The organism is Oscillatoria sp. FACHB-1407 (assembly GCF_014697545.1).
Classification (GTDB): domain Bacteria; phylum Cyanobacteriota; class Cyanobacteriia; order Elainellales; family Elainellaceae; genus FACHB-1407.
Genome location: NZ_JACJSA010000025.1, coordinates 39,831 through 53,315, shown reverse-complemented (window position 1 = coordinate 53,315; position 13,485 = coordinate 39,831). Strand labels below are relative to the sequence as shown.

General features: G+C 48.3%; 11 protein-coding genes. 5 read left to right on the top strand and 6 right to left on the bottom strand.

The genetic code is table 11. From position 1 onward, the window contains the following. The first annotated feature begins 67 nt into the window (after positions 1 to 67). The 4 genes from H6G89_RS29055 (at position 68) to H6G89_RS29040 (ending at position 6,370) form a co-directional block, all read left to right on the top strand. A complete protein-coding gene (locus tag H6G89_RS29055; protein ID WP_190513285.1) occupies positions 68 to 1,780 on the top strand; it encodes a calcium-binding protein in 1,713 nt (570 codons plus the stop codon). A 171-nt stretch (positions 1,781 to 1,951) separates the two neighbouring features. Continuing rightward, a complete protein-coding gene (locus H6G89_RS29050; RefSeq protein ID WP_190513283.1) occupies positions 1,952 to 2,290 on the top strand; it encodes a type II toxin-antitoxin system HicB family antitoxin in 339 nt (112 codons plus the stop codon). 99 nt (positions 2,291 to 2,389) lie between these two features. Continuing rightward, on the top strand, positions 2,390 to 5,026 hold the full coding sequence (locus tag H6G89_RS35295; RefSeq protein WP_190513281.1) for a PAS domain-containing protein: 2,637 nt from the start codon (positions 2,390 to 2,392) through the stop codon (positions 5,024 to 5,026). 66 nt (positions 5,027 to 5,092) lie between these two features. Further along, on the top strand, positions 5,093 to 6,370 hold the full coding sequence (locus H6G89_RS29040) for a C45 family autoproteolytic acyltransferase/hydolase (protein ID WP_190513279.1): 1,278 nt from the start codon (positions 5,093 to 5,095) through the stop codon (positions 6,368 to 6,370). 4 nt (positions 6,371 to 6,374) lie between these two features. Here the strand turns inward: H6G89_RS29040 and H6G89_RS29035 are convergent, their stop codons facing one another. After that, the gene (locus tag H6G89_RS29035; RefSeq protein WP_190513277.1) at positions 6,375 to 7,928 is read right to left on the bottom strand and encodes a hybrid sensor histidine kinase/response regulator; all 1,554 of its coding nucleotides are present in this window, start codon (positions 7,926 to 7,928) and stop codon (positions 6,375 to 6,377) included. 32 nt (positions 7,929 to 7,960) lie between these two features. After that, positions 7,961 to 9,841, bottom strand: a complete 1,881-nt coding sequence (locus tag H6G89_RS29030) for a sensor histidine kinase (protein ID WP_190513275.1) — start codon at positions 9,839 to 9,841, stop codon at positions 7,961 to 7,963. A 303-nt stretch (positions 9,842 to 10,144) separates the two neighbouring features. Here H6G89_RS29030 and H6G89_RS29025 point away from each other — a divergent pair, with 303 nt between their 5' ends. Beyond that, positions 10,145 to 10,807, top strand: coding sequence for a calcium-binding protein (locus H6G89_RS29025; protein WP_190513273.1), 663 nt, complete (start codon positions 10,145 to 10,147; stop codon positions 10,805 to 10,807). Here the strand turns inward: H6G89_RS29025 and H6G89_RS29020 are convergent. The 4 genes from H6G89_RS29020 to H6G89_RS29005 form a co-directional block, all read right to left on the bottom strand. Continuing rightward, positions 10,772 to 11,482, bottom strand: a complete 711-nt coding sequence (locus H6G89_RS29020) for a lipoate--protein ligase family protein (RefSeq protein ID WP_190513366.1) — start codon at positions 11,480 to 11,482, stop codon at positions 10,772 to 10,774. The two genes, H6G89_RS29025 and H6G89_RS29020, sit on opposite strands and share 36 nt — an antisense overlap. A 93-nt stretch (positions 11,483 to 11,575) precedes the next feature. After that, positions 11,576 to 12,049, bottom strand: a complete 474-nt coding sequence (locus H6G89_RS29015) for a YbjN domain-containing protein (RefSeq protein ID WP_190513271.1) — start codon at positions 12,047 to 12,049, stop codon at positions 11,576 to 11,578. A gap of 254 nt (positions 12,050 to 12,303) precedes the next feature. Then, on the bottom strand, positions 12,304 to 12,711 hold the full coding sequence (locus H6G89_RS29010; RefSeq protein ID WP_190513269.1) for a hypothetical protein: 408 nt from the start codon (positions 12,709 to 12,711) through the stop codon (positions 12,304 to 12,306). Positions 12,712 to 12,908: 197 nt separating this feature from the next. Next, positions 12,909 to 13,418: a DUF2267 domain-containing protein gene (locus tag H6G89_RS29005; protein ID WP_242060169.1), complete on the bottom strand. Its 510-nt coding sequence runs from the start codon at positions 13,416 to 13,418 to the stop codon at positions 12,909 to 12,911. Positions 13,419 to 13,485: the final 67 nt, after the last annotated feature.

Sequence of the window (13,485 nt, the reverse complement as noted above, 5' to 3'; positions counted from 1 at the left end):
ACTCTCTATTCTTGTCGTAAGTGATGTACTTATTCCCTTCTACTCCTATGTGGGGATAGGAATTGGTTTGAGTATTGAAAAACTGTTTAGAAAATCGCAACAAGCTTTTCGTAGTCTTGAAGCTAATGACAATATTGAAGTTACTGTTGTTAAAGCAACCGTAGACTATGTTTATGCTGTTATTCAGCAGTATGAAGGTGAAAATGCAGCAAGGCAGTTTATTGATGATTTACGTCAATGGGGATGGCTTCCACAAGGTTATATAGTAATTGATAGAGACGTTCGTAACGCTCTTGAACACGCAGAATATATTTGGTTAAGGGAATTAACGGCAGCCCCTCAAAATACTCTGCAAATTCTGACTCACTTTCCATCACAATATACCCTCTGGGTTCAAGATATTGCTGCAGCTTCTTGTAATGTCTTGACACCAGATGAACTGTTACAACGAACTGATTTCGAGAAACTTCTTCCAAAAGATATTCTCATGGAAGCTGAAGCCAGTCGTCAAGCGGAACCGGATTTCACTCACCAATCAAGTACTGAGTTCATTATTCAATGGGCTCCCGAACTGATTGAATCATTTGAGGATTGGGAAGAACCTCCAATTCCCTCTTCTGGTAAGGAACGATTGCAATCCCTGCCACACGACAAAGAGGATTGGACAAGGCAGAGTGCGAATACTCTTCTTCTTTTCTATCTACTATCTGAATTTCTAAATCAGGTTCTAGATTTTAACGGGTTGCTGAATGTAAGTTTATCCTCTCTGCCATTGAGGGGAGCACCTGAAAGTACAGTGCTGTCTCTACCAAAAGACAATGCTCCTGATGTGGAGAAGGACTATTCTAAAACTGGAGGTCGCGGAAGCAGTCTTGGGGATGAGCATTCTGACCTTGGCGACAGAACTGATCTAGGGAAGAAAATCGTTGTGGTCAACAATTCTACTGGAAACCACACCGTTACGGTAGAAACAGGTGAGTCACTTGTCATTGAAGATTTTGGTGGTGTGGGACAAGGCACAAAGCTACTAGAGTTAGTCATTAGTGAAGTTGACACACTAAAAGTTGAAGGAGCAGATTTAACGGCTCAGAATATGGTGTTGACTCAAGAAGGCAATGATTTAGTAGTGGCTTTTGAGGAAGTAGCAAATACAAAAGTTACACTCAAAGATCTTACTTTAGAGAACCTGGATAGCTTCTTCATTGATGTAGGTGGAAGAAGAATTCCTCTTGACAATGCCTTGTTTGATGGTCAAAACAGCCTTCAGGATAGTTTCGATATCTTCAACGCAGAATGGACTCGTGATGAGGTTCTTGGCACCAATACAGTCACTTCTCTAAACAGTCTGGATAACGATGTCAAAGGCTTCAATAACTCAGCGGATGTGATCAATGGTCAGGATGGTGACAATACTCTGCAAGGTTTAAGTGGAGACAACATTCTGAGGGGTGAAAGCGGTAATGACACCCTATTGGGTGGCTCCAGTGACGATCGCCTAGTTGGTGGGAATGGGGATGACCTATTGGATGGTGGCACAGGTGAGAACGTTTTGAATGGCGGTAGTGGTGGCGATCGCTTCATGCTCAACTCCAATGGCATCAGTGTTGTTGAGGATTTTCAGATGGGTAGCGATCGCATTGTTCTACCAATGGACACGTCTCACAAACAACTCTCGATTCGTCAGGAGGGAAACAGCACAGTGGTGGAATTTAACAACAGACCTCTAGCATTTTTGTTGGGAGTGCAGTACACAACTCTAATTGAAAGAGGAATAACTTGATTATTTTTTGAAAAAGGTAAACAATTGAAGGATTAATCAGTCTCTAAATATCTTCCAAGTGAAGATTACAGTAACGTGCTGATTCCATACTTGGCTCCCGTCTCCTCTGTTAAAGAATGCCCTTGAGTTCATTAAACAACTTCCAATCTTTAAAGTGATGTTGATAACATAATGTTGACTTATCAAGGGTATACATCAGACATCAAAATAGACGTAGAGTCTAAGACGCTACATGGGCAGATCTTAGGCATCAAAGATGTCGTGACCTTTGAAGGAGACACAGTTGAAAAACTGGAGAAGGAATTTCATAAGTCCGTCGATGCCTACATCAAATTTTGTGCTGAGATTGGACAAAAGCCAGACAAACCCTTTTCAGGTAAATTACCCTTTCGGACAACACCAGAAGTGCATCGAGCCATTTATCTTGCTGCTGCAAAAACGAAAAAGAGCATTAATTCCTGGATGGAAGACGTCTTAAAACAAGCCGCAGAAAAGACTCTAAGTTCTTGACAATCTCTGTCTTAAGAGGAATGCTCAAATTGTTACCATACGCTAACATTGTCAAATTCTTAAAAGTATATTCGGGTATACGTGCCGAACAGAGTCAATGTGAGAAAGCTGTATGGTTATGGAATTGCGCTCTTAAGCGTTTTGGTAGCACTGATACTAACGCTGAGCCTGGAGTCTTTGCTACAACCAACAGTTTTGGTTTTATTCTATCTGGTTCCTCTCTTTAGTGCCTTTTATGGTGGGCATAAATCAGGGCTTGTCTCCGTTCTGTTGGCAGGTGTGATCAGCCGATACTTCTTCTTTGAGCCTCGACACACCTATGCACTGCCGAATGGTAGCAGTGCCTTTCGATTGGTCATATTTGTTGCGGTATTGTGGCTGATTGGTTTTGTCAGTGCTTCATTGCGGGACGCCAAGCGACAAGCGGAGCAAAGCCTGGATCAGTTACGCGACAGTGAAGAACATCTAAAACGCATCAAAGAGCGGTTTGAGTTAGCGACATCAACCGTAAAGGGTCTGGTGTATGAGTGGAACTCTAAAACTAATTTGATCGAACGCACGCAGGGACTGGTAGATCTGATCGGGTATGACCCCGAAGAGGCAGATCCGTCACCCGACTGGTGGTATCAATTAGTTCACCCAGATGATCAGGCGGATTTACGTCAGACCAACCGGGAGGCATTTGCTAAGGGTGATACGGGCTTTGCTGTGGAATACCGGATTCGTCACCGCAATGGGCAATACCGCTATGTGTGGGATCGGGCACGAATTGAACGCGATCGCACCGGTGAACCCATTCGGGTGATCGGCTTTAATCTCGACATCACCGATCGCAAATCGGCTGAGGATGCGCTGCGAGAGAGCGAAGCCCGCTTTCGGATGATGGCAGATACCGCACCGATGTTGGTGTGGATGTCGGGAGTTGATCAACAACACAACTATTTCAACAAGACCTGGCTCGATTTCACAGAACGGACATTAGAGCAGGAAATGGGTAACGGTTGGATCACAGGAATACACCCAGACGATCGCCAGTATTACCTCAAAACCTACAGAGCGGCGTTTGATGCACGACAACCCTTTTCCATGGATTATCGGTTGCAGCGACACGATGGAGATTATCGCTGGATGCTCGATAAGGGGGTGCCCCGATTCACTCCCGATGGTGAGTTTTTGGGCTACATCGGCAGTTGTATTGATATCAGCGATCTCAAATATGCCGAGGAGACACAGCGTTATCTGGCGGAGGTCAGTAATCTGCTCAGCAGTTCCCTTGACTATGAAACCACGCTGATCAGTGTGGCGCAGTTGACGGTTCCCCGTTTGGCGGATTGGTGTACGGTGCATATGTTGGAGGAAGATGGAACAGTACAACCACTGGCGATCGCCCATGTGAATCCTGAAAAGGTAGCCTGGGCACAAAAGCTCAATCAAAAGTATCCATTTGACCCTAAACAACCGCGTGGTGTGGCTCAGGTCTTGCGGACTGGGCGACCGGAGCTTTATCCCTACATTTCAGATGCACTACTGGAGGCGTCGGCACGGGATGCAGAACACCTGGAAGCCCTGCGCGAGGTTGGATTTAGTTCTGCCATGATTGTGCCGCTTGCAACCCAGGAGCAGATTCTGGGGGCTATCTCGTTTATCTATGCTGAGTCTGGGCAGCACTACAACCAGACTGATCTCACTTTGGCAATGGAGTTAGCTCGTCGAGCCGCTTTAGCGGTTGATAATGCACGACTCTATCGCACGGCTCAGCAAGATCGGGAAAAAGCAGAAGCCGCCAACCGCAGTAAAGATGAGTTTTTAGCAACGCTGTCGCATGAGTTACGGACACCGCTAAACGCAATGCTGGGTTGGATGCAACTCCTCAACCATCGCCAACTGGATGAGTCAACGGAAAAACGGGCACTGGAAACCGTGCTTCGCAACACAAAGGTGCTAAAGACCATCATTGAAGATTTGCTGGATGTCTCTCGCATCACCAGTGGCAAGCTGCGGCTCAATGTTCGTCCACTGGAGTTGACATCGGTGATCGAAGCGGCGATCGATGCTGTGCGACCTGCGGCGATCGCCAAACAGATTCAATTACAGCTAACGTCGCCAGACCTGCCAGCCGATTCACCCGATCCTGGTTTCAACGACTATGCGGGTCTGACCTCGGCAAATCTACCACCCGATGATCTTGGCACATCCCTCTATCAAGTGATGGGTGATCCCGATCGCCTGCAACAAGTCATCTGGAATCTGCTCTCCAACGCCGTTAAGTTTACTGATCGCGGTGGACAGATCGAGGTCAGGGTGTCCATCGTAAATCATCAATCACCTACGGCTAATGAGGGGCAACCGTCAGTGGTTCAAGATCCGGGGGTCACGACTGGTGACGATAGGCAACTGGCACTCTATCACACCCCCTTACCCCAGGCTCAGATTCAAATTGTTGATACAGGCATCGGTATTAGCCCTGATTTCCTGCCCCATGTCTTTGAGCGGTTTCGTCAAGCCGATATGAGTACTACCAAAATCCATGGAGGGTTAGGTTTAGGGTTGGCGATCGTCCGTCATCTAGTCGAGATGCACGGGGGGACGGTCTGGGTTGAGAGTGAAGGTCTTGGCAAAGGCAGCACTTTCACCGTTCACTTGCCTCTCCTGTCATCACAACTTCAAGAACCGGGCAAACCCAATTCCACTCCTTTACCCGTCCACTCCCCTTCCCAAAGGTTAACGAATTTGTAGCAATTTCCCTCAACTCATTGCCTTCAAGGATACAATGCGGGCTACTGAATTTTAGGGAAATTCACTATGCCTGAAACCGTGCGCTTCCGTCGAGAGGGATGGAAACCTGTAGCATCTCACCGCGAAGATCGGGGTATTGTCAAAGTCGTTTGGCTCCAGGGAACTCCTTATGAGATGGGATTTCAACACGGCACACTACTACGTAATGAAATTGATTCCTTACCTAGAACAACACTGGATGCAGTGAGTTTTTTAGGAAGGCATTTGGGACTGGCAAGCTTTGCCAAAAAACGCTGCTTTAACGATGTCATCGAAGAGTGTGAAGGCTTAGTCGCCGGGGCAAAAGGCACCGGTATGACGATGAGTGCGGCTCTGGTGTTTGCCTTTGGGGATGTGTTTCAGGAGTACTTTGCTAACACGCTCCCCCGTATCTTTAACGACGGGGCAGGGTTTCCCCAGGGGGTATTGAGCGATGTTGCCTGCTCACAGTTCATTGCAGCAGGAAAAGCTACCAAAGACGGTCGTCTTTATCACGGGCGCAGTTTAGATAACAACGGTAAACCAAACGAATATTGGCTGAAGCATCCAACGGTCTTTGTTCGCCAGCCCAACGATGGCATTCCCCACGTATTTATCGCTGTGCCAGGTGTGGTATGGCCCAACTCTGGCATGAATGCTGCTGGGATTACGATTGGGCTGAATACGGCTCATCCTAAAAACATCACAAAGCTCGCGACAACTGGACGTAGCCACGTGCAGATGATGGCCCACATTTTGCGAAAGGCAAATAGCTATGAAGAAGCCAAAGCGTTTATGCAGTCACAACGCCGTATGGCAGCCGATCTAATCTTGATTGCCGATGGGGTTTCCCGAAAGGCAGGCGTGTTTGAGTTAATTGCTCGGTCGATGGGCATCCGAGAAATGGGTGCAAATGGAGTGTTATATATGGCAAATCACTTTGTGTCACCTGAGATGCAGGGTGAAGACCGCGATCCCCCCAGTCGGTCGAGCGTGATTCGGCATGAGCGGTTTAAGCAGTTGTTAGAACCGGGTAGCCCCCATTCTCGCCATGGCAAGATTGACCCAGCTATCATGATTCAGATTTTGCGCGATCGCATCAATCCCTTTACGTTAAACGAAAGCCCATCCACGATCTACGATGACAACGCTAGCATCGCCACCAATGGTGTGGTGCGCCAGGAAGTGTTTGATTCGCAACGATTGCTGTTTTGGATAGCGACGGGTGAGGTGCCGATCCCCAAAAATCCATTTGTCGGCTTTTCACTGGGCGAGATGTTGAATCTGCCCAATGCCATTCCCTGTCAACCTCTGGTCTATCAGTAAGCCCTCAACTGGGGGAAGTCTCCTGGGGCTGTAGCGGTAGCCGCAACGTAAAGCAGGTCTGATTTGGCGTGCTCTCAACCTGAATGCTTCCCCCCAAAACCGTTGCCAGTTTTTTCACCAGGGACAAACCCAGGCCCGTTCCCCCCTGCCGCCAGCGATCGCTCTGAGGAATGCGATAGAACGGTTCAAAAATGCGATCAAACTCGTCTGGCGCAATCTCAACTCCGGTATTGCAAATATCCAGCTGAATCTGAGATTCAACAGGGGCAATGGTAATCACAATTTGTTCACCGGGAGGGCTATATTTGCAGGCGTTGTTGAGGAGTTCGGTGACCATGCGATCGAGTGCAACGATGTCAACGGCGATCGCGGGTAGATCAGGTGCCAGTTGCGTATGCAGAGTTAGTTGGCGATTGTGCAGTCGAGCTTGAAAGCCCTCAGTTAGCTGATGAATCCATTCCGCCAGGGGAACGGTTGTGAGTTGAATGTTGTAGGTATCTCCACTGAGCTTCTGAAAATCCAACAGGTCATTCACCAGATTCAGTTCGCGATCGCACTGATCCTGCAAAATTTGCAGATATCGGTCTGTCCGCTCTTTCTGATGAGAGGGATGTTGAGTTGGCTGGTTCAGGATTACTTCCAGCATTCGGACTGCCATCTTAATGTTGGCAAGTGGCGTGCGAAGCTCATGCGAAACGGTGCTCAAAAAGTCATCTTTGAGCTGATTTAACCGTTGCATTTCAGCCATCTGGTTTTGCAATTGCTGGTTGAGAGCCAGAGCCGCACTGCGCTCTTCAGCTTGTCGCTTTTCGGTGATATCCCGAAACACTAAAACGGCTCCAGTAATCGTGTAGTGCTCATCTCTTAAGGGGGCTGCACTATCGGCGATCGGGATCATTCGCCCGTTTCCGGCAATTAACAGAGTGTGGTCTGGCAAAGCCTTGATCTCACCCTGGTTGAGAGCCGCCATGACCGGGTTCTCAACAGGTGCCAGCGTCTCTTCATGCACTATCTGAAACACATCACTGATGGGGTGGTTGTAAACCGCTTCTTGAGAAGTGCTCAACAACTGCTCTGCGACTGAATTGAGAAAAGTCACCTGAGCATCGGCATTGACCACAATCACGCCATCTCCCATGCCCCGTAAAATAGCCGTCAGCCACTCCTCCCGCCGTTGCAACTCAATGCTGAGTTGAAAGCGTTGGAGAGCCGTTTCCACGGCTACGTATAGCTCTCGTTCTTCAATGGGTTTGAGAATGTAGCCAAATGGGTTAGTGACTTTTGCCCGTTCCAGGGTGCTGCGATCGGAGTAGCCTGTGGCATAGATGAACGGGATCTGAAAATCTCTCCAGATGTGAGCAGCAGCTTGGATGCCATCCATCTCAGTCTCAAGGCGAATATCCATCAAGATGAGATCGGGTTGAAGTTCGGCTGCTTTGGCGATCGCTTCCTCACCTGAACTGGCGATCGCAGCCACCGTGTAGCCTAAGTTTTCGAGCGACAGCCGAATGTCTCTGGCAATGATCCGTTCGTCCTCAACCAGCAAAATTCGTACCATGGACGTGTTTAGCAGGGAATCAGGTAAGACAATCAAGAGCGGGTTTCCGATGAAAAGGTCACTGTAAAGGTTGTCCCAGGCGATCGGTCAATCTGAATGTTGCCATCCAACTGATCGACAAAATCTTGAACTAGTTGTAACCCCAGGGACGTTGGCTCAGTTAAGTCAAGGGATTCAGGAAGACCAACCCCATTGTCTTTGACACAGAGAACAATTTGAGACTGTTCTTGGGTGTGCAACGTTATCGTAATTGTTCCCCTGAGATTACCCGGAAATGCATATTTCAAAGCATTTGATACCAGTTCATTGATAATCAACCCGCAGGGCACCGCTTGACCAATGCCCAAAATAATCGAATCAATCTCAGTCTCCAGGGCGATCGCATTGGAGTCAACCTTATAAGCACTGAATAGATACGCTGCAAGGCTATTGATGTATTGGGAAAAATCAATCTTTGCTATATCATCTGAGCGATATAGCTTTTCATGAACCAGGGCGATTGATTTAATCCGGTTTTGACTCTCTAATAAACTGCTGATCAAGTGCGGATCGGAACTATGACGAGTCTGAAGCCGCAATAGACTGTAGACAATTTGCAAGTTGTTTTTAACCCGGTGATGAATCTCTTGCAGCAGTACTTGTTTCTCTTTTAATGACGCTTGCAGTTTTTGCAGCATCTTGCGATCGGTAATATCTACAGCAACACCCAAAACTTGTTGTGGTGCTCCCTCATCTGTCCGTGAAAATAACGTTTCCTGACATTGAAAATAACGTGATTCTCCGTTACCTTGATTCAAACGATATTCTCGCTGCAAAACGTTTCCTTCAGTCATGGTATACCACTGTTGTCGCCATTCGCTAACTTGCACTAAATCATCCAAATGTAATGAAGCACGCAATGCATAATCTTTTGCTGCATCGTTGTCCGTATCCGTTAAATTACCCTGTCGATTCAGTAAATTTGCTGTGTCCCGATTGCTATAAATCATCTGGTTTTCAATGAAGTCGTAGACATATAGCAATACAGGAGCCGTATCTGCAATCTTTTGAATAAATCGTTGGCTATTCTCTAGAGCTATTTCAGCTTGCTTACGCTCCGTTACATCCCGTCCAACCGATTGAAACTCAATAAACTGCTGATTTTGATCAAACAAGGCTCGATTGATCCACTGAGTCCACCGAACTCCGTCACCCACAATCACTCGGTTTTCGATTGTGACCATCGGATTGTCAAGACTCATGGTCGCAACCGCTTGAGCAACTTTTTCGCGATCGGCTTCATAGATAACAGGTTGATATTGCTGACCAATAATTTGGTCTGGCTGTAACCCAAAATAACGGCAGTATGCATCGTTAACAAACAACAATGTGCCATCCGGTTGAAATCGAGTAATTAACTCCGTCTGGTCTTCAACGATCGCCCGATATCGTGCTTCGCTTTTGCGCCGTTCTGCGATTTCCCGTTCTAACTCTCGATTGGTCACCTCTAACAGGGCTGGGCTAGGCAGAGCAAGAGCCTTTGGCACGAGGGGAATGAGTAACACCGCTGTGCTGACTGAAACCAGAGCTGTAATAGATTTGACAAAGCCAGAGAGCCAATATGTAGGATGCCACAGCGTCCAGATCTCTAACAAATGGGTTGTGCCACAGGCGACAATAAATGCCCCAAACAACAAAAACACCCAATCAAAGGGTAAGTCCTGTCGTTTGCGAACAAAGATGACGAGGGTAATGGGAATGGAGTAATAAGCCAGGGCAATCCATCCATCAGACAAAATGTGCAACCACAGCAGTTCAGGTTTCCACAGATAGCAATGTCCATGGGGAATAAACATGGCAGATGCAACGAGTGGATTAAGCAACCGTTGAAGGGCAACGTCAAGCAGAGGAGCGTGAAACACGGAGGTCAGCATTAGGAGTGGTTTTGTGAAATGCCAAAAGGTGTAATCCCCCTCATTATCGGTGGTCTACCTGGAGATAGATGGTCTAACGAGGTCGTCATTAGGAGGGGTTGGCGAGCCTTCATCTACGCTGTGTGGACAGCTCGTTACTAAAAGTCATTCAACAGCTTGGCTACAGGCGCAACTGCCGGAAGGCATAGTTTTATTTAGCCGCATCAAAACCACCAGGGGACAGTTTGTAGAGTGACCGATAGGATGAGGTGATTGGCGATCGCACCTCTTACGCTGGAATTGGAAGGGTTAGAGGAACGTGTTATGGCATTACCCGAAATCCCCGATCTGGACGACATTTTTGATGGCATTGGGGATGTCTTTGAAGACGTGTTTGACAGCCTGAATGACATCGAGTTGCTCGACGGTTTGGACAATATTTTTGATGACTTGGGCGATCTTGATTTTGTCGATGACCTGATTGGTCTTGACCTGTTTCGGGGTGGCAACGACAACGACAATATTATTGGCTCGGTTGCCAGCGATATTCTGATTGGCTTGGTCGGCAACGATATTTTGCTGGGGATGATTGGCAACGACATCCTCAACGGCGGTAGAGGCAATGATTTGTTGCAAGGATTGCTGGGCAACGATACGCTCGTGGGTCAAGTCGGCAGAGATATTTTGGATGGTGGCAGAGGCAACGATACCCTGATTGGGGGTCGGGGGTTAGATCAACTCACTGGCGGTAGAGGACGTGATGAGTTTGTGGTGCAACTGCGCAATGGTCTGGATACGATTTTGGATTTTGAAGACCGGAGCGATCGCCTTGCACTAGCCGAAGACATTGAGTTTGAAGACCTGCGGATCACCCGTCGAGGACGAGATACGGTCGTCAGCTATGGCAGCAGCAATTTAGTGGTGTTGAAAGGAATCCGCCCCACTCAACTCTCAGCCGCTGACTTTATAAGCTTCACTGATGGCTGAAACCGTTCGCCACTCCTGGTCTGATAGCGGTTGTGGCACCAGTTGAATGCCAAAACAGCGTTCGGCGGAGGCGGTCAGGGCATCTATCACCCGTTGCCAATGGTCACCCCGGCGAAAATCGAGGGGTAGGGCATCGGGGGTGGGAACACCTGCCTCCAGGCCTGCCCCGAATACCTGCTGATAGAAGGTTGAATCGGTTGCGAGCCGCATAGAACCATGTTGTAGGGCGATCGCTCCTCGACGTAATTGAGCACTGCCGATGAGCTTTGTGCCATCGGGTAAAACCAGATCGGCTCCGGTTGCCGTCCCGAAGCAATTGGGATTGTGGATGTAACCCCGTCCGGCTTGCCCAAAATGCAGCGACACACCGAGCGATCGCCACCCCTCAATTAAAAACTCGCAGATCTGCTGGTAAGCCGCGAGGCGATTGGTCGGCAGATCAGATGCAATCACAGCATAGGTCAGGTCGCCCTGATGCAACACAGCCCGTCCCCCGGTCGGACGACGCACCACATCGACCAGTGCGCCTTGCCAGGTCAAATCATGCCAGGTATTTGGATATCGCTGTTGGTGATAGCCCAATGAGATGGCGACAGGCGACCAGGTATAAAACCGCAATGTTGGTGGATGTAGCCCTGTACAGTGCTGCTCAAACAACCAGGCATCTAGCCCCATGTGCAGATGTCCGGGTGCCTCAACGCAGGGAATCAACCGCCAACGATTACCCCATTGGGGATGCTTTGTTTCGCCCACATTTGCCCTACCCTCTTAAGTGTGTCCAAACTCAGCGGTAAGAGCTTCGTCGTGGTCATCGGCAACGGTTGCCACCACGGTGATATTGCGAGAGACTTCCCCTGGAGACAACTCTGCCACCGATCGCTGAGACGACACAACTACCTGATTTTCGACGATGCCAAAATGTGCTTCAAAGGTGCTAGACCAGTTCAATTCCAGTAGCTTTCGCAGCAGTTGGGGCTCATTCTTAACGGGTAACTTAAGTACCGGCGACCAGACGATCAACATATCCTCGTCAGAGGTGCCTGAAAGCTGTACGTAGACCTCAACGCTGCCATACTTGAATTTCCACAGGTGCCCCTGCTCGGTTTGGCTGACCATCGCGCTCTGGTCTTCTTGCAGGCTAGAAATGACCGTTTCGATGACCTCAACATGATTTGCCTCAGCAATTGTTGTGCTGACAAGGCTTTGGTTAGCATCGGATTCTAAATCGGTAGTGTAGGTCATAAATAGCAGGTTGTAATGGCTGTGTAGTCAAAAGTAATGAAGGGGAGGCCGCAACGACTTGCCAACAGTCATCCAATAACTGTAGGGACTATCTCATACTAAAAGGTCAGCCCCTGATAAGGATTGACCCCTAGGTGTGAAATCTTGAGCCGTCAAATCGCAACTTATCCCAACTTTATCCTTTGCCCGCTGGTTCAACCTAAAGTGTATTGATTTTTTTACGTTTTAATCGCGTCAAACGGCGATCGCCACCATTAACGTTGAGGGCTTTGATCTAACCGCTCTGGATCGTTTACACCTGTTAGCCGATTCCACAGCGGGTAATCGACTTCCGTTTTAGGAACATACCAGTGGTCGGGAGTTGCTTCAACACCCCCGATTGCCGTAAATTCCTGGCGTTCTGGATCTTCTAAGTCAATGTAGGTTGCCCCTTCTTTGAGTCGAGTTCCGGTGGGGAGCACGACAATGCGTTTCAATTCATCATCGCTGTAATCGGCGAGATGGCGGTGCAATTCCTTGATGTCATAGGCTGTTGGTGAAGCCTTCTCAAACTGAGCACCTTCTAGCCCATTGCGATTTTCTAGTGAATTTGGATTAAGGTCACGCTGCCATTCATCGGCTCTCTGATCGGTCGGTTTGCCTTGTTTTTGCATGTCTGTCATGGTTGGAGTCCTCTTGATAAATATCGCTCTGGTCAGAAAGCTCAGGACAATAACAATGGCTCAAATCCTGATGCTGGGGGAGCTTTCTGACTCGCCTCCGCCCCCTCTAATGTGGTTACGGCTATAGTTGCAACACATTCATTTCTGGTAGGGCACGATATGTCATGCCCCTGTCGCTAATTTGAGTTGTTAAAGCATTAAGCACGCACCGCTTCAGGAAACAGTTCTTTTAATTCCGCAGGCAAAATTCCGGTGACATCTTCGACTTCGCCTGTGGGGACGCGATCGCTAATCACCTTAAACACGGCTCGTGCTGCCTGTTCGATGTCTACATCAAATTCGTTGTTTTGGAAGTAATGACGGAAATGATTTTGCAAACTCTCCAAAAAAGCGGCTTTAGTGCGCTCTTTGGTGGGCGTTCTTTCTGGTTTCCAGCCTTCGTAATAAAACCCAGCTAACAAAATCGGCAGTTCTGCACCCAGATTGGCAGCTTCGCCCAGGGTCAGGCGATCGCGCAGCACATGCAACGTGGCTCGCAACACCTGAAAAGTCTTGTGGTGATCGTCCCATCCCAGTTCACGAGCAACTTCATTCACCCAGAGCTGAGTTTGCTGAGTTGTTTTGTCGAATACATCCAATCCTGTCATGACCATTGTCAATACCTCAATCTGTGCCTCGATTTTGCACTGACTATGGTAACGAGCCATGATTTTGATGCAGTCTGTCAATTGGCACAGATTGGCACAGATTTGTAAAGCTCAACACGCCCTACAA

Excerpts from the sequence above, each read along its gene's own strand:
- H6G89_RS29050 (WP_190513283.1), top strand. The coding sequence starts at position 1,952 with ATGTTGACTTATCAAGGGTATACATCAGACATCAAAATAGACGTAGAG.
- H6G89_RS29040 (WP_190513279.1), top strand. The coding sequence starts at position 5,093 with ATGCCTGAAACCGTGCGCTTCCGTCGAGAGGGATGGAAACCTGTAGCA.
- H6G89_RS29035 (WP_190513277.1), bottom strand. The coding sequence starts at position 7,928 with ATGGTACGAATTTTGCTGGTTGAGGACGAACGGATCATTGCCAGAGAC.
- H6G89_RS29030 (WP_190513275.1), bottom strand. The coding sequence starts at position 9,841 with ATGCTGACCTCCGTGTTTCACGCTCCTCTGCTTGACGTTGCCCTTCAA.
- H6G89_RS29025 (WP_190513273.1), top strand. The coding sequence starts at position 10,145 with ATGGCATTACCCGAAATCCCCGATCTGGACGACATTTTTGATGGCATT.
- H6G89_RS29020 (WP_190513366.1), bottom strand. The coding sequence starts at position 11,482 with ATGGGGCTAGATGCCTGGTTGTTTGAGCAGCACTGTACAGGGCTACAT.
- H6G89_RS29015 (WP_190513271.1), bottom strand. The coding sequence starts at position 12,049 with ATGACCTACACTACCGATTTAGAATCCGATGCTAACCAAAGCCTTGTC.
- H6G89_RS29010 (WP_190513269.1), bottom strand. The coding sequence starts at position 12,711 with ATGACAGACATGCAAAAACAAGGCAAACCGACCGATCAGAGAGCCGAT.
- H6G89_RS29005 (WP_242060169.1), bottom strand. The coding sequence starts at position 13,418 with ATGGCTCGTTACCATAGTCAGTGCAAAATCGAGGCACAGATTGAGGTA.